At 43.7% G+C, this 23308-nt stretch carries 26 protein-coding genes; 19 read left to right on the top strand and 7 right to left on the bottom strand.

What is annotated here, in order from left to right; translation table 11 throughout:
• The 8 genes from pssD (at nt 1) to K6V30_RS18710 (ending at nt 7309) form a co-directional block, all read left to right on the top strand.
• The gene (gene pssD / locus K6V30_RS18745; RefSeq protein WP_055271094.1) at nt 1–525 is read left to right on the top strand and encodes a PssD/Cps14F family polysaccharide biosynthesis glycosyltransferase; all 525 of its coding nucleotides are present in this window, start codon (nt 1–3) and stop codon (nt 523–525) included.
• 10 nt (nt 526–535) lie between these two features.
• Nucleotides 536–1012: a glycosyltransferase gene (locus K6V30_RS18740; RefSeq protein WP_055271096.1), complete on the top strand. Its 477-nt coding sequence runs from the start codon at nt 536–538 to the stop codon at nt 1010–1012.
• A gap of 47 nt (nt 1013–1059) precedes the next feature.
• Entirely contained in the window at nt 1060–2049 is a 990-nt protein-coding gene (locus tag K6V30_RS18735; protein ID WP_055271098.1) for an NAD-dependent epimerase/dehydratase family protein, read from the top strand.
• Between the two features lie 8 nt (nt 2050–2057).
• The gene (locus tag K6V30_RS18730; protein WP_055271100.1) at nt 2058–3074 is read left to right on the top strand and encodes an MraY family glycosyltransferase; all 1017 of its coding nucleotides are present in this window, start codon (nt 2058–2060) and stop codon (nt 3072–3074) included.
• On the top strand, nt 3061–3708 hold the full coding sequence (locus K6V30_RS18725; RefSeq protein ID WP_055271102.1) for a WbuC family cupin fold metalloprotein: 648 nt from the start codon (nt 3061–3063) through the stop codon (nt 3706–3708). The genes K6V30_RS18730 and K6V30_RS18725 overlap by 14 nt, the downstream gene beginning before the upstream one ends.
• A 25-nt stretch (nt 3709–3733) precedes the next feature.
• Nucleotides 3734–4528, top strand: coding sequence for a polysaccharide biosynthesis/export family protein (locus K6V30_RS18720; RefSeq protein ID WP_055271104.1), 795 nt, complete (start codon nt 3734–3736; stop codon nt 4526–4528).
• Between the two features lie 12 nt (nt 4529–4540).
• Complete coding sequence (locus K6V30_RS18715; RefSeq protein ID WP_055271106.1) at nt 4541–6988, top strand: GumC family protein; 2448 nt, start codon at nt 4541–4543, stop codon at nt 6986–6988.
• A gap of 87 nt (nt 6989–7075) precedes the next feature.
• Nucleotides 7076–7309: a DUF4248 domain-containing protein gene (locus K6V30_RS18710; RefSeq protein WP_008760682.1), complete on the top strand. Its 234-nt coding sequence runs from the start codon at nt 7076–7078 to the stop codon at nt 7307–7309.
• A gap of 71 nt (nt 7310–7380) precedes the next feature.
• Here K6V30_RS18710 and K6V30_RS18705 read toward each other — a convergent pair whose 3' ends face one another.
• The 4 genes from K6V30_RS18705 to K6V30_RS18690 all read right to left on the bottom strand — a co-directional run bounded on the left by K6V30_RS18705 (nt 7381) and on the right by K6V30_RS18690 (nt 11033).
• The gene (locus K6V30_RS18705) at nt 7381–7824 is read right to left on the bottom strand and encodes an N-acetylmuramoyl-L-alanine amidase (RefSeq protein WP_022302410.1); all 444 of its coding nucleotides are present in this window, start codon (nt 7822–7824) and stop codon (nt 7381–7383) included.
• 9 nt (nt 7825–7833) lie between these two features.
• Nucleotides 7834–7935 (bottom strand): smalltalk protein, encoded by a 102-nt coding sequence (locus tag K6V30_RS18700; protein ID WP_022302409.1) that lies wholly within the window; start codon nt 7933–7935, stop codon nt 7834–7836.
• A 27-nt stretch (nt 7936–7962) separates the two neighbouring features.
• Nucleotides 7963–8454: an HU family DNA-binding protein gene (locus K6V30_RS18695; protein ID WP_010537685.1), complete on the bottom strand. Its 492-nt coding sequence runs from the start codon at nt 8452–8454 to the stop codon at nt 7963–7965.
• 251 nt (nt 8455–8705) lie between these two features.
• Nucleotides 8706–11033: a DUF3987 domain-containing protein gene (locus tag K6V30_RS18690; RefSeq protein WP_055271108.1), complete on the bottom strand. Its 2328-nt coding sequence runs from the start codon at nt 11031–11033 to the stop codon at nt 8706–8708.
• Nucleotides 11034–11189: 156 nt separating this feature from the next.
• On the opposite strand from K6V30_RS18690, the gene K6V30_RS18685 reads away from it, so the two are divergent.
• Entirely contained in the window at nt 11190–11552 is a 363-nt protein-coding gene (locus K6V30_RS18685) for a hypothetical protein (RefSeq protein WP_010537687.1), read from the top strand.
• Between the two features lie 22 nt (nt 11553–11574).
• Here the strand turns inward: K6V30_RS18685 and K6V30_RS18680 are convergent, their stop codons facing one another.
• From K6V30_RS18680 to K6V30_RS18670, 3 genes are read right to left on the bottom strand one after another with little or no spacing between them, the layout of a single operon-like run.
• Nucleotides 11575–11832, bottom strand: a complete 258-nt coding sequence (locus tag K6V30_RS18680; protein WP_010537688.1) for a hypothetical protein — start codon at nt 11830–11832, stop codon at nt 11575–11577.
• An 8-nt stretch (nt 11833–11840) separates the two neighbouring features.
• On the bottom strand, nt 11841–12200 hold the full coding sequence (locus tag K6V30_RS18675; RefSeq protein WP_010537689.1) for a phage holin family protein: 360 nt from the start codon (nt 12198–12200) through the stop codon (nt 11841–11843).
• 28 nt (nt 12201–12228) lie between these two features.
• A complete protein-coding gene (locus tag K6V30_RS18670) occupies nt 12229–12438 on the bottom strand; it encodes a YtxH domain-containing protein (protein WP_010537690.1) in 210 nt (69 codons plus the stop codon).
• Nucleotides 12439–12639: 201 nt separating this feature from the next.
• Here K6V30_RS18670 and K6V30_RS18665 point away from each other — a divergent pair, with 201 nt between their 5' ends.
• The 10 genes from K6V30_RS18665 (at nt 12640) to K6V30_RS18620 (ending at nt 23272) form a co-directional block, all read left to right on the top strand.
• Complete coding sequence (locus K6V30_RS18665) at nt 12640–13410, top strand: SDR family NAD(P)-dependent oxidoreductase (protein WP_010537691.1); 771 nt, start codon at nt 12640–12642, stop codon at nt 13408–13410.
• Nucleotides 13411–13527: 117 nt separating this feature from the next.
• Complete coding sequence (locus K6V30_RS18660; RefSeq protein ID WP_010537692.1) at nt 13528–14022, top strand: SPOR domain-containing protein; 495 nt, start codon at nt 13528–13530, stop codon at nt 14020–14022.
• 250 nt (nt 14023–14272) lie between these two features.
• Nucleotides 14273–15097, top strand: coding sequence for a 3'(2'),5'-bisphosphate nucleotidase CysQ (cysQ, locus tag K6V30_RS18655; protein WP_055271110.1), 825 nt, complete (start codon nt 14273–14275; stop codon nt 15095–15097).
• Between the two features lie 11 nt (nt 15098–15108).
• Nucleotides 15109–16662: an SLC13 family permease gene (locus tag K6V30_RS18650; protein ID WP_010537694.1), complete on the top strand. Its 1554-nt coding sequence runs from the start codon at nt 15109–15111 to the stop codon at nt 16660–16662.
• Nucleotides 16663–16679: 17 nt separating this feature from the next.
• Nucleotides 16680–17285 carry an adenylyl-sulfate kinase gene (cysC, locus tag K6V30_RS18645; RefSeq protein ID WP_010537695.1) on the top strand — a complete coding sequence of 202 codons (606 nt, stop codon included), beginning with the start codon at nt 16680–16682 and terminating at the stop codon, nt 17283–17285.
• Nucleotides 17286–17293: 8 nt separating this feature from the next.
• Complete coding sequence (gene cysD, locus K6V30_RS18640; RefSeq protein ID WP_255323267.1) at nt 17294–18214, top strand: sulfate adenylyltransferase subunit CysD; 921 nt, start codon at nt 17294–17296, stop codon at nt 18212–18214.
• 3 nt (nt 18215–18217) lie between these two features.
• Complete coding sequence (gene cysN / locus K6V30_RS18635; RefSeq protein WP_255323266.1) at nt 18218–19702, top strand: sulfate adenylyltransferase subunit CysN; 1485 nt, start codon at nt 18218–18220, stop codon at nt 19700–19702.
• Between the two features lie 11 nt (nt 19703–19713).
• Nucleotides 19714–20820, top strand: a complete 1107-nt coding sequence (locus K6V30_RS18630; RefSeq protein ID WP_010537698.1) for a sulfotransferase family protein — start codon at nt 19714–19716, stop codon at nt 20818–20820.
• A gap of 18 nt (nt 20821–20838) precedes the next feature.
• Complete coding sequence (locus K6V30_RS18625; RefSeq protein ID WP_055271112.1) at nt 20839–21807, top strand: PCMD domain-containing protein; 969 nt, start codon at nt 20839–20841, stop codon at nt 21805–21807.
• 319 nt (nt 21808–22126) lie between these two features.
• Nucleotides 22127–23272, top strand: coding sequence for an OmpA family protein (locus tag K6V30_RS18620; protein WP_022302405.1), 1146 nt, complete (start codon nt 22127–22129; stop codon nt 23270–23272).
• The last annotated feature ends 36 nt before the right edge of the window (nt 23273–23308 follow it).

Below are 23308 nucleotides of genomic sequence, written 5' to 3'. Positions count from 1 at the left end.
ATGTCAAAACTTAATAATATTGCAATGTTTGCCAGTAATGACGGCGGACATTTTGCGCAATTAATGGCTTTGAAGAACTTATTCGGGAAGTATGATTCCGTTGTACTTACCGACAATAAGCGTGCAAATAGGAATATTCCTGCTCTTAAGGATGTTAAGGCTATTGAGTTTGCGATGGCTTTTGCAGATAAGCGTGACGAACTTACTAAAGATAAAAATCGAAAATTGACTCATGCGAGCTATCTGTCCGCTTATTGGACTTTATTTCGTCAGTGTCACGCAATCTGGAAAAAATATCGTCCCAAAGTAATTGTATCTACCGGCAGCAATATAGCTGTCCCTTTATGTTTTATTGCGAAACTGCACGGTTCTCGTTTTGTTTACATAGAAACTCGCGCTAAGGTGTATAGTAAAACTATCTCCGGAAAGATTGTGGGACGATTAGCAGATAAAGTCATTGTACAATGGCCGGAAATGGTTGATGTGTACAATGGAAAAGCTGATTATTATGGAACTTTAGTTTAGTTTTAGGAGTATGATTTTTGTAACAGTGGGAACTCAGCCTAACGGATTTCTCCGTTGCCTGAAAGAAGTTGAAAAATTGATTGATACGTATGGTATTACAGAAGAGGTTGTTGCTCAAATTGGATATACGAATTTTTTGACAGATAAATTTACAACTATACCATTTACGGGTGAAAACGAATTTAAGGAGTATATCAAAAAGGCATCTGTAATTATTACCCATGCCGGTAGTGGTGCAATATTTAGTAGTATTAAACTTGGTAAAAGAATTATAGCTATGGCTCGTCTGCATGATTTCAATGAGATGGCAGACAATCATCAAACAGAACTTGTTAAGAAACTCAGTGATGGCGGATATATCATTGATGGAACCTATTCTCTTGTAGACGCATGGCCAAAGCTTGAAAAATTTGTTCCTCGTGCAAATGATTTTCAGTGCGATATTGTGCCTGTGCTTGATAAGTATATGTCAGATTTGATGAAATAGAGTAATAGGACGAGGGGTGAGGAAACGAATATTAACGGTTTACGAATATGAATATATTAATTACAGGTGTCCATGGTTTTGTGGGCTCTAATCTTGTAAAAGCACTTTCTCTTGAAAATGTAATTTATGGGCTTGACATTGTGACTCCCGAGAAAGAAGGGGTAGTAAAGACTTTTTCATGGGACGATTTGGATAGCACTGATTTTCCGCAGATTGATGCCATTATCCATCTGGCAGGTAAAGCTCATGATACTCGTAATAAGAGTGCAGCGGATGTGTACTTCAAGGTAAATAAAGGTCTTACCCAACGCATTTTCGATTGGTATCTCACCCATGAGTCTACAAAGAAATTTATATTCTTTTCTACAGTGAAGAGTGCTTCTGACAGAGTAGAGGGGGAGTGTCTTACAGAGGAATGTGTTCCGACTCCGGTAGGTCCTTATGGGGAAAGCAAAATTAAAGCAGAGAACTATATAATCGGGCATTTTGCACCTAAAGCTCTCAAACGTCCTTATCACAATTTTGATGATAGTGATTCTGTCATAAAAGACAAACAGGTGTACATTATGCGTCCTTGTATGATTCACGGTCCTGGCAATAAAGGTAACCTCAATCTTCTTTATGGAGTAGTGAATAAAGGTATTCCTTGGCCTCTTGGTGCTTTTGAAAATTGTCGCTCATTTACAAGTATCGGAAATCTTTGTATGGTAATTGAAGGACTTTTAACTAAAAACGTACCTTCGGGAATTTACCATATGGGAGACGATGAAGCTCTTTCTACTAATGAGCTCATTCAGGTTATTTGCGAGACTCTTGGTAAAAAGGCTCATATTTGGCGTATCCCTAAAAAAATAATGAACGGGGTTGCAAAGGTGGGGGGATGGCTTCATCTTCCGCTCAATCCTCTTCGAATGCAGAAACTCACAGAAAACTATGTGGTGAGTAATAGCAAAATAAAGTCTGCTTTAGGCATCAAGCAGATGCCAATAAGAGCGAGGGATGGATTGACAGATACTATTAGAAGTTTTAAGCAGTAGATGTGATTATGAATATACACCTAATCTACGGAATCACTTTTGTGGTTCTTCTTGCTATGGAGTTGGCGTACTTCAAAGTGGCTGACCATTTTAATATCATCGACAAACCCAATGAGCGGTCATCGCATTCTACCATTACATTGCGTGGAGGAGGTATAATTTTCTTGGTTGGTGTATGGGCTTGGAGTTTGTTCTTCGGGTTTCAATATCCTTGGTTCTTAGCGGGACTGACACTGGTGTCCGGTGTGAGTCTGGTGGATGATATTCATTCATTGCCAGACTCTGTGAGATTAGTGATACAGTTTGTGGCTGCGGTCATGGCTTTTTACCAGTTGGATATATTGTACTGGTCGATGTGGTGGATTATATTATTGGCCTTGATAGTATATGTCGGTGCAACGAATGTGATAAACTTTATGGATGGAATCAATGGCATTACGGCAGGATATTCTTTGGCTGTATTGATTCCGCTGGCATTGGTGAATATAAACGGTGTGTTTGTAGAACAGAGTTTGATTATATCTACAATTCTTGCCTCACTGGTATTTTGTGTTTTTAATTTTCGGCCGAAAGGTAAAGCTAAGTGTTTTGCCGGGGATGTAGGCTCTATCGGCATTGCTTTTATCATACTGTTTTTGCTGGGCAGTGTGATAATCAAAACTACGGATATTACTTGGCTGATATTCTTATTGGTATATGGTGTGGATGGTTGCTTAACTATTGCGCATCGTATTATGTTGCATGAAAACTTGGGGGAGGCTCATCGTAAACATGCCTACCAGATTATGACTAATGAATTAAAGATTGGGCATGTAATGGTGGCATCGTTGTATATGGTTATGCAGTTATTGATTTCTCTTGGATTTATCTATCTCTGTCCCGACACAACGCCTGCTCATTGGATGTATTTGCTGGGGGCATTCACCATATTGACTGTAGCTTACATATTGTTTATGAAAAAGTATTATCATTTGCATGAAGAATATCTCGTATCATTGAAAAATAATAGGTATGGAAATAAATAAAGAATTGCTTGAATCTCTTTGGACTGAGGCAAAAGGAAATGTACGTCTGCGTCAGAACTACGACTTGCGCACTTCTTCTGCCGACAGCAGCCAACGGATGCTCAACGCATTGTTGCCGGAAACAGAAGTGCCTATCCATCGGCATGAGAAGACTGCGGAAACGGTGATATGTGTTGCCGGCAGACTGGAGGAGATTATCTATGAGGAGGTGGACGGATATGTTCACGACACGACTTCCCGTTGTACGGATGTGGTAAGGACAAAAGGCTTTAAAGAGGTGTCACGCCATGTATTATCTCCTGCAGAGGGCCAATTCGGCATTCAGATACCGGCTGGAGCGTGGCATACCATACATGTGATAGAGCCTTCTGTTATTTTTGAAGCAAAGGATGGCAAGTATGGGGAGGACGGAAGCGAGACTTTAGAGAAGTTTATAGCAAGGAGAGTCTCGGAATCAGAAGTGCCTGCTTTCTTGAATTCGTTTGGAGACCTTAAGAAAAACATCGAATATCTCATAGGCAGGGAACGTCAGTTTGGTGCCATGGATGTTATTTCTCCACTCTACATTGCCCGTACGCTCAATGTGCCTCTTGATAAGGTGGAATCTGCCATGAAGGAAATAGGAATTTACTAATTATAACTTTACTGGAAATAAAAATATGAAAAGAATGAAATATTTAGCTTATTGCGTATGGGTGGCATTTATGTTGACTGCCTGTCAGTCTTACAAAAAGGTGCCTTATCTGCAGGATGCAGAAATGATATTGCATAGCACTCAGGACGAGCAATTGTATGATGCAAAGATTATGCCCAAAGATTTGCTGACGATTGTGGTGTCGTGTACCAGTCCTGAACTGGCGGCTCCCTTCAACCTGACGGTAGCTACACAAAACAATGCCGTTTTGAACTATACTACTACCCAACCTGTGCTGCAGCAATACCTAGTTGATAATGGGGGTAATATAAATTTCCCTGTACTAGGTGAACTTCATGTGGGTGGTCTGACCAAGAAAGCAACCGAACAAATGATCGTGGAGAAACTGAAGACTTACATAACGGAGACGCCTGTTGTGACGGTGCGCATGGTGAATTACAAGATTTCTGTGATTGGAGAGGTGGCTCGTCCTGGTACGTTTACTATTTCAAATGAAAAGGTGAACATCCTGGAAGCCTTGGCTATGGCAGGGGATATGACTGTATATGGTTTGCGTGATGATGTTAAGCTGATACGTGAGAAGGCCAATGGAAAACAGGAAATTATTCCTTTGGATCTGAATAAAGTGGAGACTATTCTTTCTCCTTATTATTATTTACAACAGAATGATATCATATACGTAACTCCTAATAAGGCGAAAGCTCGAAACTCAGACGTGGGAAATAGCACAAGCTTGTGGTTCTCTGCCACTTCTATCCTTGTTTCTATAGCCAGCTTATTGTTTAACATCTTGAAATAAAAAGAAAGAGTTATGAAAGAAGAAAAGCAATATGAGAAAAGTCATGCTACTAGTGAAGAACAGATTGATTTTCAGGCATTACTTTTTAAATATATTATCCATTGGCCCTGGTTTGTAGGGGCAGTGTTACTATGCTTTGTTGGTGCGTGGTTTTATCTGCATTGGGCTACACCTATCTATAATATTTCAGCTACTGTCTTGATAAAAGATGAGAAGAAGGGTGGAGGCGCAGGACTCTCTTCGGAGCTGGAGGATATGGGCTTAAGCGGTATGATGACTTCTTCCAAGAATATTGATAATGAGTTGGAAGTTTTGCGTTCGAAAACGCTCGTTAAAGAGGTGGTTAATCAATTAAACCTATATATAACTTATGCAGATGAGGATGAATTTCCTGCTAAAGGTTTGTATAAGACGTCTCCGGTGCAGGTGAGTTTGACACCTCAGGAGGCTGAGAAACTAAGCTCTCCGATGGTAGTGGAAATGACCTTACAGCCTAAAGGTAGTATGGATGTGAACGTGACTGTAGGTGAGAAAGGATATCAGAAGCACTTTGAAAAATTGCCTGCTATCTTCCCGACTGATGAGGGTACGTTGGCTTTCTTTCAGGAAGTTGATTCGGTAGCTTTGCAGGATGGGACGAAAGTTCCTCGGATGGAGAAGAATGTACGTCATATAACTGCGACTATCAACAAACCGATGAGAGTGGCAAAAGGATATTGTAACAGTCTGTCTATTGCACCTACTTCTAAAACTACTTCTGTGGCTGTGATTTCATTAAAAAATTCCAGTTTGCAGCGTGGGCAGGATTTTATCAACCAGTTGCTTGAAATGTATAACCGCAATACGAATAATGATAAAAATGAAATTGCTCAGAAAACAGCTGAGTTTATTGATGAACGTATTAGTATTATTTCAAAAGAATTGGGAAGTACAGAAGCAGATTTAGAAACTTTCAAGCGTGATGCTGGTATAACGGATTTGTCGAGTGAAGCTCAGATCGCCTTGGCTGGTAATGCTGAATATGAAAAGAAAAGTGTGGAGAACCGTACTCAAATCAGTTTGGTGAATGACTTGCGCAAGTATCTGAGAGGCAATGAATACGAAGTATTGCCGAGTAATGTGGGTTTACAGGATGCCGCTTTGATTGGTGCGATTGAACGCTATAATGAAATGTTGGTAGAACGTAAACGCCTGTTACGTACATCAACGGAGAATAATCCTGCTATTGTGAATCTGGATACGAGCATCCGTGCTATGAAAGCCAATGTACAGGCTACCCTTGAAGGAACTTTGCAAGGGTTGATGATCACTAAATCCAACCTTGACCGTGAAGCAAGTCGCTACTCTCGTCGTATCAGTAATGCTCCGGGGCAGGAACGGGCTTATGTAAGTATTGCCCGCCAGCAAGAGATTAAAGCAGGATTGTATCTGATGTTGTTACAGAAACGCGAAGAGAATGCGATCGCACTAGCTGCTACAGCGAATAATGCAAAAATTATCGATGAAGCAATAGCTGACGATACTCCGGTATCTCCTAAAGGCAAAATGATTTATTTGATTGCATTGATGTTAGGTATTGGAATCCCTGTTGGCATCATCTACCTGATTGACCTGACGAAATTTAAAATTGAAGGTCGTGCCGATGTAGAGAAACTAACGACTGTCCCTGTTGTCGGTGATATTCCATTGACAGACGAAAAGAATGATAAAAATGGTTCTATTGCGGTATTTGAGAATAAGAACAATCTGATGAGTGAGGTTTTCCGTAATGTTCGAACCAATCTTCAGTTTATGCTCAATAATGACCAGAAGGTTATCCTTGTGACCTCGACCGTTAGTGGAGAAGGAAAATCGTTTGTTTCGGCAAACCTGGCTATCAGTCTTTCTCTTTTGGGAAAGAAAGTGGTGATTGTCGGTCTTGATATTCGTAAGCCGGGACTTAATAAGGTATTCCAGCTTTCGAACAGGGAAAAAGGTATTACCCAATATCTTTCCAATCCTGAAACGGATTTGATGGAACTGGTACAGCCTTCGGATATCAATAAGAACCTATATATCCTTTTGGGTGGCACTGTTCCTCCTAATCCGACCGAACTGCTGGCTCGTAACGGACTGGACAAGGCCATAGAAACCTTGAAGAAGCACTTCGACTATGTAATAATGGATACTGCCCCTATCGGTATGGTAACCGATACCTTATTGATAGGCCGTGTAGCTGACTTGTCCGTCTACGTATGCCGTGCCGACTATACTCATAAAGCCGAATATACATTGATCAATGAGTTGTCTATTGAGAAGAAGCTTCCTAATCTTTGTACCGTAATCAACGGTGTGGACTTGAAAAAGAGAAAATACGGTTATTACTACGGCTACGGCAAGTATGGTAAGCACTACGGCTATGGCAAACGCTATGGTTACGGCTATGGATATGGTCAGACCAAAAGTGAAAGAAAAGACTAGTAATTTTGAAATAAATATGAAAAAAACGTTGAAAAAGGATGATTTATTTTGTATCTTTATAGCTTATAAACCAAGCATAAAGATACAATGAATCAACCAGATTTTGTAGTGAAATGCTACAATAAACAAGACTTAGCCCAAATGTATTTTCCTGATATAACAGTTCGCGCTTCAGTAAATAAACTTCGTCGTTGGATGCGTAGATGTCAGCCATTAATGGATGAGATACTTTCTACGGATTTTCATCCGAAAACGAAAGCTTTTTCTGTGCGGGAAGTAAGGTTGATTACTTACTATTTGGGTAAGCCGGGAGATTTATAATCTCAAAATCCTTTTATTATTCATCACAATGACTACGGGAGGCAGCACTTTCGCTATCTCCCGCAGTTTTTTTATAACTCTGAATATTCCTTTCTCGGATCAAAGCAAGGACATGCTTTATGAATCGAGGCACTAAGCTGATAATGTCCCGCTATCTGCGCCTCCGGATACTGATGCCTGAGAATCGTCAGCAGATCGATCAGGGCAAAACGCTGCGCGGCAGTTCTTGTATCCGCCGGTTTGCCATCTTCATTCAGTCCGCCTTCATAGCAGATTCCGATACTATGCCTGTTGAATCCACGCACATGAGCACCCATCTCAGAGATGGGACGGCAATGGTGAAGAACTCCGTCACGGGTAATATAAAAATGGTAACCGATATCAAGAAAGCCCCGTTGCAAATGACATTCGCGAAGCTGTTCTACACTGAAGCGAACATTGCAGCGCGTAGCGCTGCAATGAATCACCAACAACTTAATCTCTCTGGGGAGATACTCATCTTTAGAACTTTCCATACGGATGTATTACAGATGAGCCGCACAGGACGTTACTCCGAGAGCAGAAATGATAGACGTTGCAATTGTCACAATGAACTGAAGAATATTCTTCCAAACTTGTTTTTTCATACGATTTAAATTTTAATGATTAATCAATTAAACGGTCGGGTCCGGTGCTTCTTCGTCGTCACCTGAGCCATCTGTATTTCCGCCTTTTCCATCGTCCGGCAGCGGTTCGTCTCCCGAATCAGTTTTGCCGTCACTCTTATACAGTGCGAAGTCCAGCGTTTTACACAACTTGCGGAGATCACTTCCCGGATAGAAAAGCACTTTACCTTTCTCGATACACGATGCTTTGAATTCCTTCTCCGTTGCGGTAGCCGTTGCCGTCTTGAGACTCATGCGGAAATTCCCCAGATCGCCCATCTGAACGATATTCCCTTCATCCAGTACATTGACGATTTCGAGCAGAAACTCACCGATACAGCCTTCCAGCTCTCCTTTGGAGTACGAGGAACGTTCCGTAATACGCTTGCAGACTTCCTTAACGGTAACTTTGCGTCCGCTGCGTGCCACTGCATAATACTTGGGTGCTTCACTAGGTTTCAACAGGTTCTTGCGAGCCATAACAACATAATTCTGTGCCATAATTTTTAATACTTATTACTTAATACTTAATACCTGTAACCGATTACTTAGCAAAGATACTACATGAGCAAGTGCTCGTGATGTGCAGTGACGCACACAGACGCACTGATAAAAGGAAAAAACATTGGGAAGATTGTATTGAATCTTCCCAATGTTTGCATCCGATCATTGAGAAGTTTTTTTCAAACTTCCCAATGTTTTCAGGGAGTCTTCAAAAGGACAAAAGGACCAAAAGGACAGATAGGACTATTTTATGAGATCTTCTGATACTTCCCATGAGATATCTTATTGATTTTGACGTCAATGAGCGATTTCAACAGTCTGCTGATCTTGCGGCGGCTGAAATCGTATTTTACGCCAATCTGTATTGCTTCTTCGGTAGTGAACGTTTCCGGCAACTCGCCGATGAACTTTCGTGTACTGTTCGGATCTTTCAACGGATGGAACTGGGGAGACGGCATGGAAGACAATAATAGCCTGCTATGTTCATAACAGCAGAGAACGATCTGGAGAGAGCGCTCGAAATCTACATCCTTACAATAGATATCCGGTGCGCCATCATTCGCCTCGAACTGGCGGATGCGTGCCTGGATCATGCTGATGCGCATCACAAGACAGGCATACCGCTTGACTACGGCCTGAAGGTCATCGTTACCTTCCAGAACCACTTCGGCAAGCAGCTTGGAAAACGTATGATTCAGATAATCCCATTGAGAACGGCTGAAGTGAAACAATACAGGATGATTCTCACAGAAATGATAAAGTTCGAAAACACGATGGGCAAGCGGCTTGAAAGACTCTTCGAGCGAGATACTGTCATCTCCCATGGGCTTCCACTTCGGAATGCTGCGGAAAGTGTAGAGCATGATACGGCTCGGAAGTCCTTTTTCCGAAGTCTCTATCAGTGAAGCCATCTGACTCGGGGTGCCGGTGAGGAACATGGCAAGCATGGGAAAACGGATATAAATGGGGGTTAAGCCATTGATCTTGAAAGCGGAATCGATATTCTCATGCTCGAATGTCTTGCGGAGCATATCGTCAAAGTTACCGCAATCCAGATGATTGGCTGTAGCCAGCGTCTGCGCCTCGGTATCGAATATGATGCTTCCTTGCGGACCGTTGTCCCGCATTTGGATCTGCATACGGCTGTAGCTGGTAGTGGCAGGGAGAAAAAGCATTTTGTAAGCCGGTTTTTCCGGCTCTTCGGGACACTCTTCATGTGCCTTTTTCTTATAAGTACAGTCCAGTTTCCATTGGGTGTACTTATGGTTATAAATTTTCTGCTGAAGTTCGCTATTGGAAAGTATCCAGTCGTGGACCTCTTCCAGCAGATAACGTCCTGTTTGCGCAATGCTCTTGTTGCTCCCGGCGGGGGCAATGCCGAAACTGTAGAAATGGGGAGAATACTTTTTGTGATTATAGATGCCGAATGTGCCGGGCAGTACGGAACTCAATGCGGTGAGGTTGGAGAGAAAGGAAAGATCCTGTTCACGATCACCTTCCTCTTCGAGGATACATTCGTTCAGCAGATCGGGCAGATATTTGTACACGCTTTTGGGAAAACAGGGCGTTTCTTTTCTGAATTCTTCGCCTTGCCAATATGCTTCATCTGCTTCATAGATGTTTTCGGATGGGCTATATGTCACTTTTGTCATTTTGTCCTTATGAAGAGAAGAGCAAAGCGGAGAGGCGGAGACATGTGGGGCAGAGGTAACTTTTTGGTAACCAGATTGTAGGATGCTCCTGATTTCCTGAGCGGGAAAGTCGGAGTGCTCAAAATAAACCGTAATCCCGCGTAATATGCTTTCTTGCGAATACCTTCTCCGGCAAGCTTCGCAGGCGAGTTTAAACAGATTGGTGTGTCGTTGCCCGGCAGTCAATGGATTTAAGAAAATGTAGGACGAAAGGAACAAGCTGACTTCCTCTTCCGAGAAGTTCTCTGAAGTTTCGCTTGTTTTTGCCGGTAGCGGAGGAGAGGGGAGGTTTTCTGCTGTCGGCTGGAACGGTTGTGTTTCCACAGCCGCTTCCAGAACGAATGACTGATAAAGACTGGCTACGTATCCGTCCGGTGAATAGGTGAAATAACACAGGCGGCTTTCGTCTTTACAGGCGGGATCGCTGGTAAGGCCGGTCAGCTGGTCGTAGTAACGGCTGACCAGTAGCTGCCCTTCCCGGTGACGGCCTTCGATGCCTTCCACATAGGCGAAGATTTTCACGCCGTCCGTAGGGCTTTCCAGAGCAGCTACGGTATGAGGGTCGGCAGCGCAAAGACGGATGATCTCCAGCCGGTTGGGAACGTGGTCGTAGTCGAGCCCGATAATGTGACTGGGCAGCCGGAAATTTCGGATGGCATGCGCTCCGTCGAAAGTGCCGGCAGGGGTGAAGCAGGGGAGCTGGCTTTTTATTTTTTGTGCCGCTTCATGGTCTCCCTCCTGATGATACCGCCGGATCGCCTGAATGATGGAGGCATAAACCGGATGGATACACATAAAGATGACTTCGAGAAAAGACATGACTTTTGGTTTTTTGGAATACACGTTTTCGTAAACGGAAACTTTAATTTCTTCGAGTACTTTCATTTGATTTTGAAGTTTTAGAATTACTTTTGCACCCGCTATCGGGATAACGGGTGCAAAGGTAAAGAATACGGATTTGGAGGCGGTTTCATAGGTTGAAACAGGTTGAATAACCAAATATAAATCTATTTTTTATAAATATTTAAACAAAGAGCAAACATGACAAAAGAAAACAATCATGGACCTTATGAGTTTTTGGGAAATATGGTAGTGAGTTTAATGAATGTCGATCCGTCAGTATCCATCTCTTTTCTGGAGACGGAAATACATGTTTCCAGAAGGGATGTGTGTGCCATGCGGCAAGGGAAAGACTTACACCTCTATCAATATGTGCGCGTGATGAACTGTATCATGGATGAGATACATCTGGAAATTCTGTTGAATGTATTGTTGAAGGAACTGAAAACGGTATTGACAGCCCATTGTGACTTGGTGATTGGTACAGTTCCTCACCGGCCTTATGGAAACAGTCAGCCGGCAGAGTGGATGGTGGTAATGAAATGGGACGGGGTAAGAGGCTGATTGGATTGTCTTACCCTGAATGTTATCTCAGCTTCCGGAAGTAGGCGCGTATTTTCTTCATGATCTTGATGCCCATCACTACTCCGTCAAAGATAGCCATACCGGTATTGAACGAACGCATGAGCGAATCCGCCTTATTGGTGGCGGGCGCAAGCGGAGCGAATATCTCACGGGTGGTAGCTGTCATGGCTCGTTTCTGGGCATGAATCTCGTTCAAGAGCTTCTTTTTGCGTTGAGTAATCTCTTCTAATGTAATTTTGGCAGGTGTTTGCGCACTCATAACTTAAATTATTTTGAATCGTTTAAAAATAAGTTGGCGAGGAAGTTTACCATGGGAGAGATGATAAGCTGCTTGCGGAAAATAATGACTAAAGCCATAATCAGGACATTGATACCGGCTATAATGGCGAAACTTACCATGAGTCCGCCTACTAAAGGCTCCAGTACATAGGCCAGAGCAAATAACAGATAAAACAGGGCCACCATGCCGAGGATAATAAGTACTACAATCATGATCAACGTAGAAAGAAGTATGGTTAACTTCTCCGTCAATTCTAATTTGGTGTATTCCTTCTGAAGTTCCAGATACTTTTTGAACTCAAAAAACAACTGTTGAAAGTTCTCAATACTCTTATCGTCTGCAAACATGGTCGCTCTGTTTTAGTCCTTTACTTACTTATTCTCCTATTTCTCCTTTAATTTCAGCTGCAATTTCATCAACGAGATTATCCATCTCGTTGCGATTCAGCTTGATTCCTTTTTTACGAAGAATTTCTGCGATCTTGTGACGGGTATCTTCTCCCTTTTCAGGAGCAAACAAAATACCAAGGGCTGCGCCTACGGCTGCACCACCCAAAAAAGCTGCTAATACATTTAATCCTTTCATAATTTATACTGTTTAAAATGATTATGATACAACAAATATAACATTTTTCTTAAAAGGTTGTTCGCAAAAGCAAGAAAAAAGTACTCTCTTTTTATCATTCTTGATTTCTTTTATGGTTTAATCTTATTTAACTAGACTTTTGGACTAACAAATGGGACTTAAGGCGTACTTTTGTCACTCAATATTGTAATTCAGAACATAATGAAAGCAAAGATTGTTTTTATAACCGGAGCAAGCAGCGGAATAGGGCAGGGATGCGCGCGCAAATTTGCGAAGGAAGGATGGAACCTGATTTTGAATGCCCGCACCGTTTCGAAGCTGGAAGAACTGAAGGAGGAGCTGGAAAAGGCATATGGAGTACAGGTCTGTGTGCTGCCTTTTGACGTCCGCGACCGGAAACAGGCTGCTGCCGCATTGGAAGCATTGCCGGAAGAATGGAAATCGATCGATGTATTGGTGAACAATGCCGGACTGGTGATCGGAGTAGACAAGGAGTTCGAAGGCAGTCTGGATGAATGGGATATCATGATCGATACGAATATAAGAGGTCTGCTGGCCATGACGCGCCTGGTTGTTCCCGGCATGGTGGAGCGCGGACGCGGACACATTATTAATATAGGTTCTATCGCCGGAGATGCCGCTTATCCCGGAGGCAGTGTTTACTGTGCTACCAAAGCTGCCGTGAAGGCACTTTCGGACGGACTCCGGATAGACTTGGTGGATACTCCGCTGCGGGTGACGAATATCAAACCGGGCATGGTAGAAACAAACTTTACAGTAGTACGTTATCGTGGCGACAAGCAGGCGGCTGACAATTTTTACAAAGGGATACGTCCGCTGACCGGAGACGATGTGGCCGAAACGGTGTATTATGCAGCTTCGGCTCCCGCGCATATTCAGATTGCAGAGGTGCTTTTGATGCCAACTTATCAGGCAACAGGCACTATTTCTTATAAGAAGAAGGCAGAATAGACGTTTTTTCGCCGGATTTCTTTGCCGGATGATAAAATTTCTATTATTTTGTTGCCCGAAAACTAAATGTGAACGAACAAGATTATTGAATTATTAATTAAATACAGAGTATTGGATATGAAAAAATTGGTCGTATTAGGAATGGGAGTATGCATGGTGCTTGCGTTTGCATCTTGTAAATCCAGTGAGAGCGCCTATAAAAAAGCTTACGAGAAAGCAAAACAGCAAGAATTGGCAGAACCGCAGGTGGAAGCTCCGGTAGAAGTGACTCCAGTAGTTGCAGCTCCTGTGACAACACCTAAGGCTACAGATACAACCGGCGTTCGTCAGGAAAAGGTTACAGTTGTTTCCGGAACGGACGGACTGAAAGATTACAGCGTAGTAGTGGGCAGCTTTGGCGTGAAGGCAAATGCGGAAGGCTTGAAAGACTGGTTGGACGGTCAGGGTTACAACGCTACAATTGCGTTCAATGCAGAAAAAGCAATGTACCGTGTGATTGTAAGCTCATTCGCTGATAAAGCGGCTGCTATCGATGCACGTAATGCATTCAAGGCTAAATACCCGAGTCGCACAGACTTCCAGGGAGCTTGGTTGCTGTATCGCATTTATTGATTTCTTTTTGGTAATATATATCGGGATGAATGAATTATTTTCCCGAAATAAGAAGGCGGTAACTGGGAAGTTACTGCTTTTTTGTTGCACAATGTAAATTCGTTTTTTAGAAATTTTTATCATTCTACTAAAAGAAGTTATAAATAGCAGGTGGGAAACTTTTATAGCAAAGAAAGTTTTTACTTTTGTCAACTCTTACCTTGGAGGATTTATTGCCTTAGTGTAAAAGAGGTTTTAATAATGAAATTGAATGGAACAGAAATATGTAATGGCTGCTATCGATGCAGCGTTGAAAGCAGGTGAAAAAATCCTTTCTATCTATGAAGATCCGAAGTCGGATTTTGAAATAGAGAGGAAGGCGGATAACTCTCCCTTAACGATAGCAGACAGAAAAGCCCATGAGGCGATTGTTGCCATTTTGAATGAAACTCCTTTTCCGGTTCTTAGTGAAGAAGGAAAGCATATGGACTATGCGGTGCGGCGTGATTGGGATACTTTATGGATTGTAGACCCGCTGGACGGAACGAAGGAGTTCATCAAGCGTAACGGAGAATTTACGGTAAATATAGCTTTGGTGCAGAACGCTGTACCTGTAATGGGTGTTATTTACGTGCCCGTAAAAAAAGAACTTTATTTTGCAGTGGAAGGGACAGGTGCCTATAAGTGTTCCGGCATTGTCGGTCTGGAAGACGGGGGAGTGACCCTGCAGCAGATGATTGGGAAATCGGAACGGATGCCATTGGCGGATGCGCGCGACCATTTTATTGCTGTCGCTTCCCGTTCGCACCTGACGCCTGAAACAGAAACATATATTGCAGACTTAAAAAAGAAACACGGCAGTGTGGAACTGATATCGAGCGGAAGTTCTATTAAAATCTGCCTGGTTGCCGAAGGAAAGGCGGATGTCTATCCGCGTTTTGCTCCGACGATGGAGTGGGATACGGCTGCCGGACATGCGATAGCCCGTGCCGCGGGAATGGAAGTGTATCAGGCTGGAAAAGAGGAACCTTTGCGATACAACAAAGAGGATCTGCTGAATCCGTGGTTTATTGTTGAAGCAAAAAGAGAACACTAATTAATGTTTATATGACATTCGAAATTGTATTTGTACTATTATCCTTATTAGGAATGATGGCTGCCCTGATCGCAGATAAGATGCGGCCGGGCATGGTGCTCTTTTCGGTAGTGGTTTTATTCCTGTGTGCCGGCATTCTGACTCCGAAAGAAATGCTCGAAGGCTTCAGTAATAAAGGGATGATTACCGTTGCCCTGTTGTTCCTGGTAAGTGAGGGTATCCGTCAGTCGGGTACATTGGGGCAGGTGATCAAAAAACTGCTTCCGCAGGGAAAAACGACGGTGTTTAAGGCACAGTTGCGTATTCTGCCTTCGGTAGCATTCATTTCTGCTTTTCTGAATAATACTCCGGTTGTAGTCATCTTTGCCCCGATCATCAAGCATTGGGCGAAATCGGTAAAGCTTCCGGCCACCAAGTTCCTGATTCCCCTTTCTTATGTGACCATTCTGGGTGGTATCTGTACGCTGATCGGTACTTCTACCAATCTGGTTGTGCACGGCATGATTCTGGAAGCCGGCTATGAAGGCTTCACCATGTTCGAACTGGGAAAGGTCGGCATCTTCATTGCCATTGCCGGTATCATATATCTTTTCATTTTCTCCAAACGGCTCTTGCCCGATGCACGTCCGGATACGGCTGTGCCCGATGAAGAAGTGGAGGAAGGAGAGAAGCTGCATCGTGTAGAAGCTGTATTGGGAGCCCGTTTCCCCGGTATCAACAAGAAACTGAGTGATTTCAATTTCCAGCGTCACTATGGTGCGGAAGTGAAAGAGATCAAAACACGTAACGGTCAGCGCTATGTCGATCATCTGGAGGATGTAGTGCTCCGTGAGGGTGATACGCTTGTGGTGATGGCGGATGATACGTTTATCCCGACTTGGGGAGAATCTTCGGTATTCGTGCTGCTTACCAACGGCAATGATCCGGATACTTCGGGAAAGAAGAAGCGCTGGCTGGCGCTGATCTTGCTGGTATTGATGATTGTCGGTGCTACGGTGGGCGAACTGCCGGCAACCAAAGAGATGTTTCCCGATATCAAGCTGGATATGTTTTTCTTTGTCTGCATTACTACTATTATCATGGCGTGGACCAATATTTTCCCCGCCCGTAAATATACCAAATATATTTCGTGGGATATTCTGATTACGATTGCCTGCGCGTTTGCCATCAGTAAGGCTATGGTGAACTCCGGTGTGGCCGATTGTGTGGCAGGATTTATCATCGGTTTGAGTGACGATTACGGACCGCATGTATTACTTGCTATATTGTTTGTCATCACGAATTTATTTACGGAACTGATCACGAACAATGCGGCAGCGGCTCTGGCATTCCCCTTGGCACTGTCTATCTCGGCACAGTTGGGCGTAAGTCCGACTCCTTTCTTCGTCGTGATCTGTATGGCTGCCTCTGCCAGCTTTTCCACACCGATCGGTTATCAGACGAATTTGATTGTGCAGGGTATCGGCAACTACAAGTTTACGGATTTTGTCCGTATCGGTCTGCCGCTCAATATTATCACTTTCTTAATCTCTGTTATCCTGATCCCGTTGATCTGGAACTTTTAAATAAACATAATTTATAAATGGAAGAAAAGAATCATATATATCCGATCTTTGACCGCATGATGACGCGGAAGGACAAAGAAGAACTTCTGGGACAGCACAGCGTGATGATCTGGTTTACAGGTCTGAGCGGATCGGGAAAAAGCACGATTGCGATTGCATTGGAGCGCGAGCTCCATAAGCGCGGATTGCTTTGCCGTATTCTGGACGGCGACAATATCCGCAGCGGTATCAATAACAATCTGGGCTTCTCCGAAACCGACCGTGTGGAGAACATCCGTCGTATCGCCGAAGTCTCCAAACTGTTTCTGGACAGCGGTATCATTACGATTGCGGCATTTATCAGCCCTAATAATGATATCCGTGAAATGGCGGCGAATATTATCGGAAAGGATGATTTTCTGGAAGTTTTCGTAAGTACTCCGCTGGAAGAATGCGAAAAGCGGGATGTGAAAGGGCTGTATGCCAAGGCACGCAGAGGGGAAATTCAGAATTTCACCGGAATTTCTGCACCGTTTGAAGTGCCCGAACATCCGGCGTTGTCATTGGATACTTCGAAGCTGAGTCTGGAAGAGTCGGTCAATCGTCTGTTGGAGATGGTGTTGCCGAAAATAGAAAAGAAATAAATGAAGAAATTTCAAAAAAGATGGAAGAATATAAACTGAGCCATTTGAAAGAACTCGAAGCCGAGTCAATTCATATCATCCGCGAGGTGGCGGCGGAATTTGAGAATCCGGTGATGCTGTACAGCATCGGAAAAGATTCTTCGGTGATGGTGCGCTTGGCTGAAAAAGCGTTTTATCCGGGAAAAGTTCCCTTCCCGTTGATGCATATCGATTCGAAGTGGAAGTTTAAGGAAATGATCCAGTTCCGCGACGAATATGCCAAAAAATATGGCTGGAACCTGATTGTGGAAAGTAATATGGAAGCGTTTCATGCAGGGGTAGGACCTTTCACGCATGGAAGCAAGGTACATACGGACCTGATGAAGACGCAGGCATTGCTGCATGCGCTGGACAAATATAAATTTGACGCTGCATTCGGCGGCGCTCGTCGTGACGAAGAGAAATCGCGTGCCAAGGAACGTATCTTCTCTTTCCGTGATAAATTCCACCAGTGGGACCCGAAAAATCAGCGTCCTGAATTGTGGGATATCTACAACGCCCGTGTGCACAAGGGAGAAAGTATCCGTGTGTTCCCGATCAGTAACTGGACGGAACTGGATATCTGGCAATATATTCGCCTGGAGAATATCCCGATTGTTCCGCTATATTATGCTAAAGAGCGTCCTGTGATCAATCTGGATGGTAATATCATTATGGCGGATGATGAACGTCTGCCGGAAAAATACCGTGACCAGATCGAGATGAAGATGGTGCGTTTCCGTACATTGGGCTGCTGGCCGTTGACAGGCGCGGTAGAGAGCAGTGCGGCTACCATTGAAGAGATCGTGGAAGAGATGATGACAACTACCAAGAGCGAGCGTACTACCCGTGTGATCGACTTCGATCAGGAAGGAAGTATGGAGCAGAAGAAACGTGAAGGGTACTTTTAAGCAATTAAAAATCAGAGACTAAAAATGGAAATGGATAATAAGCTGGATATAAAGGCTTTTCTGGACAAAGATGAACAGAAGGACTTGCTGAGACTGTTGACCGCCGGTTCGGTAGATGACGGAAAATCGACTTTGATCGGACGTCTGTTGTTCGACAGTAAGAAACTGTACGAAGATCAGCTGGATGCATTGGAACGTGACAGTAAGCGCGTAGGGAATGCAGGCGAACATATAGACTATGCTTTGTTGCTCGATGGCTTGAAAGCGGAGCGTGAACAGGGAATCACGATTGACGTGGCTTACCGTTACTTCTCTACCAATGGCCGTAAATTTATCATTGCGGATACTCCGGGACACGAACAGTATACACGTAATATGATTACCGGTGGCTCTACGGCCAATCTGGCAATTATTCTGGTAGATGCCCGCACCGGTGTCATCACTCAGACACGTCGCCATACTTTTCTGGTATCTTTGCTGGGCATTAAACATGTGGTGCTGGCTGTCAATAAGATGGACCTGGTGGACTTTTCTGAAGAACGGTTCAATGAAATCGTAGCGGAATACAAGAAGTTTGTAGAACCATTGGGTATTCCGGATGTGAACTGTATTCCTCTTTCTGCACTGGACGGAGATAACGTAGTAGACAAGTCCGAACGTACGCCGTGGTATAAAGGAATCTCTTTGCTGGACTTCCTCGAAACAGTACAGATCGATAATGACCATAACTTCACGGATTTCCGTTTTCCCGTACAGTATGTGCTGCGCCCGAATCTTGATTTCCGCGGCTTCTGTGGTAAAGTAGCATCGGGTATCGTACGCAAAGGAGATACAGTCATGGCACTGCCTTCCGGAAAGACTTCCAAAGTGAAGAGCATCGTGACGTATGACGGCGAACTGGAGTATGCTTTCCCGCCGCAGTCGGTTACGCTGACACTGGAGGACGAGATCGACGTCTCCCGCGGTGAAATGCTGGTGCACCCGGATAACCTGCCGGTGATCGACCGTAACTTTGAAGCAATGATGGTATGGATGGATGAAGAACCGATGGATATCAATAAATCCTTCTTTATCAAGCAGACGACCAACTTAAGCCGTACCCGTATCGACGCGATCAAATACAAAGTGGATGTCAACACGATGGAGCATCTTTCCATTGACAATGGACAACTGACAAAGGACAATTTGCCATTGCAACTCAATCAGATCGCCCGCGTTGTGCTGACTACTGCCAAGGAGCTTTTCTTTGATCCTTATCAGAAAAATAAATCTTGCGGTTCGTTTATTCTGATCGATCCGATTACGAACAATACTTCTGCCGTAGGTATGATTATCGACCGGGTAGAAATGAAAGATATGGCCGCCACAGACGATATCCCCGTACTGGATCTGTCGAAACTGGACATCGCCCCGGAACATCACGCTGCCATAGAAAAAGCCGTGAAGGAACTGGAACGCCAGGGACTCTCCATAAAAGTGATTAAATAAAATGTAGAACGATGGGATTACTAGAATTTAATAAACTTCCGATTAATACGTTGGTAGGTGCCGACTGGAAAACGTTTAAGGCGATCACTGCCGGTCGTGATATTGATGCTGCTTATAAAGGGAAATATCGGTTGACTAAAGCGGTGTGCCGCCTGCTTTCTCCGCTGGCCGCATTGCAGGATAGACGTTACGAAAAGTTGCTGGCAAATCAACCGCTCGAACATGATCCGGTATTCATTCTGGGACATTGGCGGAGTGGAACGACTTTTGTACATAACGTATTTTCTTGCGATAAGCATTTTGGCTATAATACGACTTACCAGACCGTATTCCCGCATCTGATGATGTGGGGACAGCCTTTCTTCAAGAAGAATATGAGCTGGCTGATGCCGGACAAACGTCCGACTGATAATATGGAACTGGCTGTGGATCTTCCTCAGGAGGAAGAGTTTGCCTTGTCGAACATGATGCCTTATACCTATTATAACTTCTGGTTCCTGCCTAAATATCAACAGGAATATGCGGACAAGTATCTGCTGTTTGATGATATCAGCGACGAGGAACTGAAAGTATTTGAAGAGGTATTCACGAAATTGATCAAGATTTCCTTGTGGAACACCAAGGGTACGCAATTTCTCAGCAAGAACCCTCCTCATACGGGCAGGGTGAAAGAACTGGTGAAAATGTTCCCGAACGCCAAGTTTATCTACCTGATGCGTAACCCGTATACGGTATTTGAATCTACACGCAGTTTCTTTACAAATACCATCCAGCCCCTGAAACTGGAAGATATCAGCAATGAACAATTGGAGGAGAATATCCTTTCTATCTATGCAAAGCTGTATCATAAGTATGAATCGGATAAGAAATACATTCCCGAAGGCAACCTGATCGAAGTGAAGTTTGAAGACTTCGAAGCGGACGCGATGGGAATGACGGAGAATATTTATCAGTCACTTTCTATCCCCGGCTTCGCCGAAGCACAAGGAGATATCGCGAAATATGTCGGCGGCAAGAAGGGATACAAGAAGAATAAATATAAATATGACGACCGGACAATTCGATTGGTAGAAGAAAACTGGGATTTTGCTTTGAAACAATGGGATTATAATTTATAAAAGAAAGGATAAGTATTGATGATTAAGAAAATGGTTCATCGCCTGTTTCTGACAGGCTTCGTTGCATTTTTTTCTTCCTTGCCTTTGATGGCGCAGCCTAAAGTGGAAATGGTCCCCTTCGGGGATATGGACCAGTGGGTGGACCGCCAGATAAAAGAGTCGGGGATTATCGGGGGAAATACGAAGAATGTATATGCGATAGGTCCGACGAGTGTGGTCAAGGGAGATCAGGTGTATAAGAATATGGGTGGCTCGCCGTGGGCGACATCAAACGTGATGGCGAAAGTAGCGGGTATTACCAAAACGAATACGTCGGTTTTCCCGGAAAAGCGGGGAGATGGTTACTGCGCGCGTCTGGATACACGTATGGAAAGTGTGAAGGTATTGGGACTTGTCAATATTACCGTATTGGCCGCCGGCTCTATCTTTACGGGATCTGTGCACGAACCGATCAAGGGCACCAAGAACCCGCAGAAAATGCTGCAGACCGGGATTCCGTTTACAAAGAAACCGGTCGCTCTCCAGTTTGACTATAAAGTGAAGATGTCCGGCAGGGAAAACCGTATCCGTGCTACCGGTTTCAGTAAAATTACAGATGTAGCGGGCAAGGATTATCCGGCTGCTATTTTATTTTTGCAGAAACGCTGGGAAGATGCCGACGGAAATGTTTATGCCAAGCGCATCGGAACGTTGGTGACTTATTACTATCACTCTACTGACTGGAAGAATAATGCCACGTATGAAATTATGTATGGAGACATCACCAGCCGTCCCGAATATAAACCTCATATGATGCGTCTGCAGGTGACGGAGAACTATACAGTCAACAGTAAAGGTGAGAGTGTGCCTATCCATGAAGTAGGATGGGGAGATGAAAATGACGAACCGACTCACCTGTATATTCAGTTTACAGCCAGCCACGGCGGAGCTTACATCGGCTCACCCGGAAATTCATTATGGGTGGATAATGTAAAACTGGTATATTGATAATGTAACGGAAAAAGGAAGGATAACCAGTGATAATCGATATCATTGGTTATTTTTTTTGCTTTTGTTTTTCTTTCAAAAATGTTGGCTAAGACGGCTGTAGCCTATCTAACACTTTTATCATCTCATATAAATATCATGGGGAAATGTTTTTTTACGAGTTTTTTTGCGTGTATTACAATAAATATCTATATTTGCACTAAATTTATAGAAAAAGGGTGGAGATTTATATCTCTTTAGTTTTAAGATTTAGAGCCTGTAGAGTTGTTGTTATAGCGTAACACAAACTGCATTATATTATTTACTAAAATAAATTGAGATGAAAAAGGGTTTATTGTTTATTTTAATGGTAGGGGCTTCTGTGTGCCTGTCTGCTCAGGAAAAAGGAAAAACAGAAGGTAAAGCCTACACTGTAGAAACTAATCGTTTTGGGGCCAATTGGTTCATTAGTGGTGGCGTTGGTGGTCAAATGTACTTTGGCGACAACGACGGTAAAGCGGATTTCGGAAAACGTATTGCTCCGGCACTTGATATTGCCGTAGGTAAATGGTTTACTCCGGGTATCGGATTGCGTGTAGCATACAATGGTCTTCAAGCTAAGGGAGCTGCTCCCAGCGCTAGTACCTTGTATACAAAGGGTGGTACTTACTCTAATGGCTACTACAAGCAGAAATGGAACATGGCTAATTTCCACGGTGATGTTCTTTTCAACCTTTCTAACATGTTCTGCGGTTACAACGAAGACCGTCTTTACTCATTCATTCCTTATGTAGGTGCGGGTGTGGCTCTTTCCTGGTCAGAACCTCATCAGCAAAACTTGGGTATCAACGCTGGTTTGATCAACCGTTTCCGTGTATCGGACGCTTGGGATATCAACCTTGAATTGCGTGGCCTTTTGATGAAGGATGCATTCGGCGGAACTTCTAAAGAAGGTATGGCCGGTGTAACTGTGGGTGTAACTTACAAATTCAAGAAACGCGGATTCAACGCTGTTCCTACTGTACCGATGGTACCGGAAAGCCAGTTGGACGACATGAGAAACAGAATGAACTCTCTGAAGAGTGAAAACGAATCTCTGAAACGTGACCTGGTTGAAGCACGCAACAAGAAGCCGGAAGTTATCGTGAAGAAAGAAGGCGGCTTCGTTCCGCGTCTGGTAGTTGTATTCAACATTGGCAAGAGCAACATCAGCAAGAGAGAATACATGAACATCGAAGCTATGGCTAAGGGTATCAAGGCTAATCCGGAAAAGACATTTACTGTTACAGGATATGCTGACAAGGGTACCGGTTCTGCTGAATACAACATGAAGTTGAGCAAGAAGAGAGCTGAAGCTGTACGTGACTTGATGGTAAACGAATTTGGTGTACCTGCTTCTCAACTGAAGGTTGATTACAAGGGTGGTGTAGGCAATATGTTCTACGACGACGCTAAGTTGAGCCGTGTTGCTATCGTGGAAGAATAATCCAGATTTGAAATAATAGAATAAAAAAGACGTTTC

Source organism: Bacteroides faecis (assembly GCF_020091505.1).
GTDB lineage: Bacteria > Bacteroidota > Bacteroidia > Bacteroidales > Bacteroidaceae > Bacteroides > Bacteroides faecis.
The sequence above is the reverse complement of the archived record's forward strand: the minus strand, read 5'-3'. Positions and strand labels throughout refer to the sequence as shown.

Excerpts from the sequence above, each read along its gene's own strand:
- pssD (WP_055271094.1), top strand. The coding sequence starts at position 1 with ATGTCAAAACTTAATAATATTGCAATGTTTGCCAGTAATGACGGCGGA.
- K6V30_RS18740 (WP_055271096.1), top strand. The coding sequence starts at position 536 with ATGATTTTTGTAACAGTGGGAACTCAGCCTAACGGATTTCTCCGTTGC.
- K6V30_RS18735 (WP_055271098.1), top strand. The coding sequence starts at position 1,060 with ATGAATATATTAATTACAGGTGTCCATGGTTTTGTGGGCTCTAATCTT.
- K6V30_RS18730 (WP_055271100.1), top strand. The coding sequence starts at position 2,058 with ATGAATATACACCTAATCTACGGAATCACTTTTGTGGTTCTTCTTGCT.
- K6V30_RS18725 (WP_055271102.1), top strand. The coding sequence starts at position 3,061 with ATGGAAATAAATAAAGAATTGCTTGAATCTCTTTGGACTGAGGCAAAA.
- K6V30_RS18720 (WP_055271104.1), top strand. The coding sequence starts at position 3,734 with ATGAAAAGAATGAAATATTTAGCTTATTGCGTATGGGTGGCATTTATG.
- K6V30_RS18715 (WP_055271106.1), top strand. The coding sequence starts at position 4,541 with ATGAAAGAAGAAAAGCAATATGAGAAAAGTCATGCTACTAGTGAAGAA.
- K6V30_RS18710 (WP_008760682.1), top strand. The coding sequence starts at position 7,076 with ATGAATCAACCAGATTTTGTAGTGAAATGCTACAATAAACAAGACTTA.
- K6V30_RS18705 (WP_022302410.1), bottom strand. The coding sequence starts at position 7,824 with ATGGAAAGTTCTAAAGATGAGTATCTCCCCAGAGAGATTAAGTTGTTG.
- K6V30_RS18700 (WP_022302409.1), bottom strand. The coding sequence starts at position 7,935 with ATGAAAAAACAAGTTTGGAAGAATATTCTTCAGTTCATTGTGACAATT.
- K6V30_RS18695 (WP_010537685.1), bottom strand. The coding sequence starts at position 8,454 with ATGGCACAGAATTATGTTGTTATGGCTCGCAAGAACCTGTTGAAACCT.
- K6V30_RS18690 (WP_055271108.1), bottom strand. The coding sequence starts at position 11,033 with ATGAAAGTACTCGAAGAAATTAAAGTTTCCGTTTACGAAAACGTGTAT.
- K6V30_RS18685 (WP_010537687.1), top strand. The coding sequence starts at position 11,190 with ATGACAAAAGAAAACAATCATGGACCTTATGAGTTTTTGGGAAATATG.
- K6V30_RS18680 (WP_010537688.1), bottom strand. The coding sequence starts at position 11,832 with ATGAGTGCGCAAACACCTGCCAAAATTACATTAGAAGAGATTACTCAA.
- K6V30_RS18675 (WP_010537689.1), bottom strand. The coding sequence starts at position 12,200 with ATGTTTGCAGACGATAAGAGTATTGAGAACTTTCAACAGTTGTTTTTT.
- K6V30_RS18670 (WP_010537690.1), bottom strand. The coding sequence starts at position 12,438 with ATGAAAGGATTAAATGTATTAGCAGCTTTTTTGGGTGGTGCAGCCGTA.
- K6V30_RS18665 (WP_010537691.1), top strand. The coding sequence starts at position 12,640 with ATGAAAGCAAAGATTGTTTTTATAACCGGAGCAAGCAGCGGAATAGGG.
- K6V30_RS18660 (WP_010537692.1), top strand. The coding sequence starts at position 13,528 with ATGAAAAAATTGGTCGTATTAGGAATGGGAGTATGCATGGTGCTTGCG.
- cysQ (WP_055271110.1), top strand. The coding sequence starts at position 14,273 with ATGGAACAGAAATATGTAATGGCTGCTATCGATGCAGCGTTGAAAGCA.
- K6V30_RS18650 (WP_010537694.1), top strand. The coding sequence starts at position 15,109 with ATGACATTCGAAATTGTATTTGTACTATTATCCTTATTAGGAATGATG.
- cysC (WP_010537695.1), top strand. The coding sequence starts at position 16,680 with ATGGAAGAAAAGAATCATATATATCCGATCTTTGACCGCATGATGACG.
- K6V30_RS18630 (WP_010537698.1), top strand. The coding sequence starts at position 19,714 with ATGGGATTACTAGAATTTAATAAACTTCCGATTAATACGTTGGTAGGT.
- K6V30_RS18625 (WP_055271112.1), top strand. The coding sequence starts at position 20,839 with ATGATTAAGAAAATGGTTCATCGCCTGTTTCTGACAGGCTTCGTTGCA.
- K6V30_RS18620 (WP_022302405.1), top strand. The coding sequence starts at position 22,127 with ATGAAAAAGGGTTTATTGTTTATTTTAATGGTAGGGGCTTCTGTGTGC.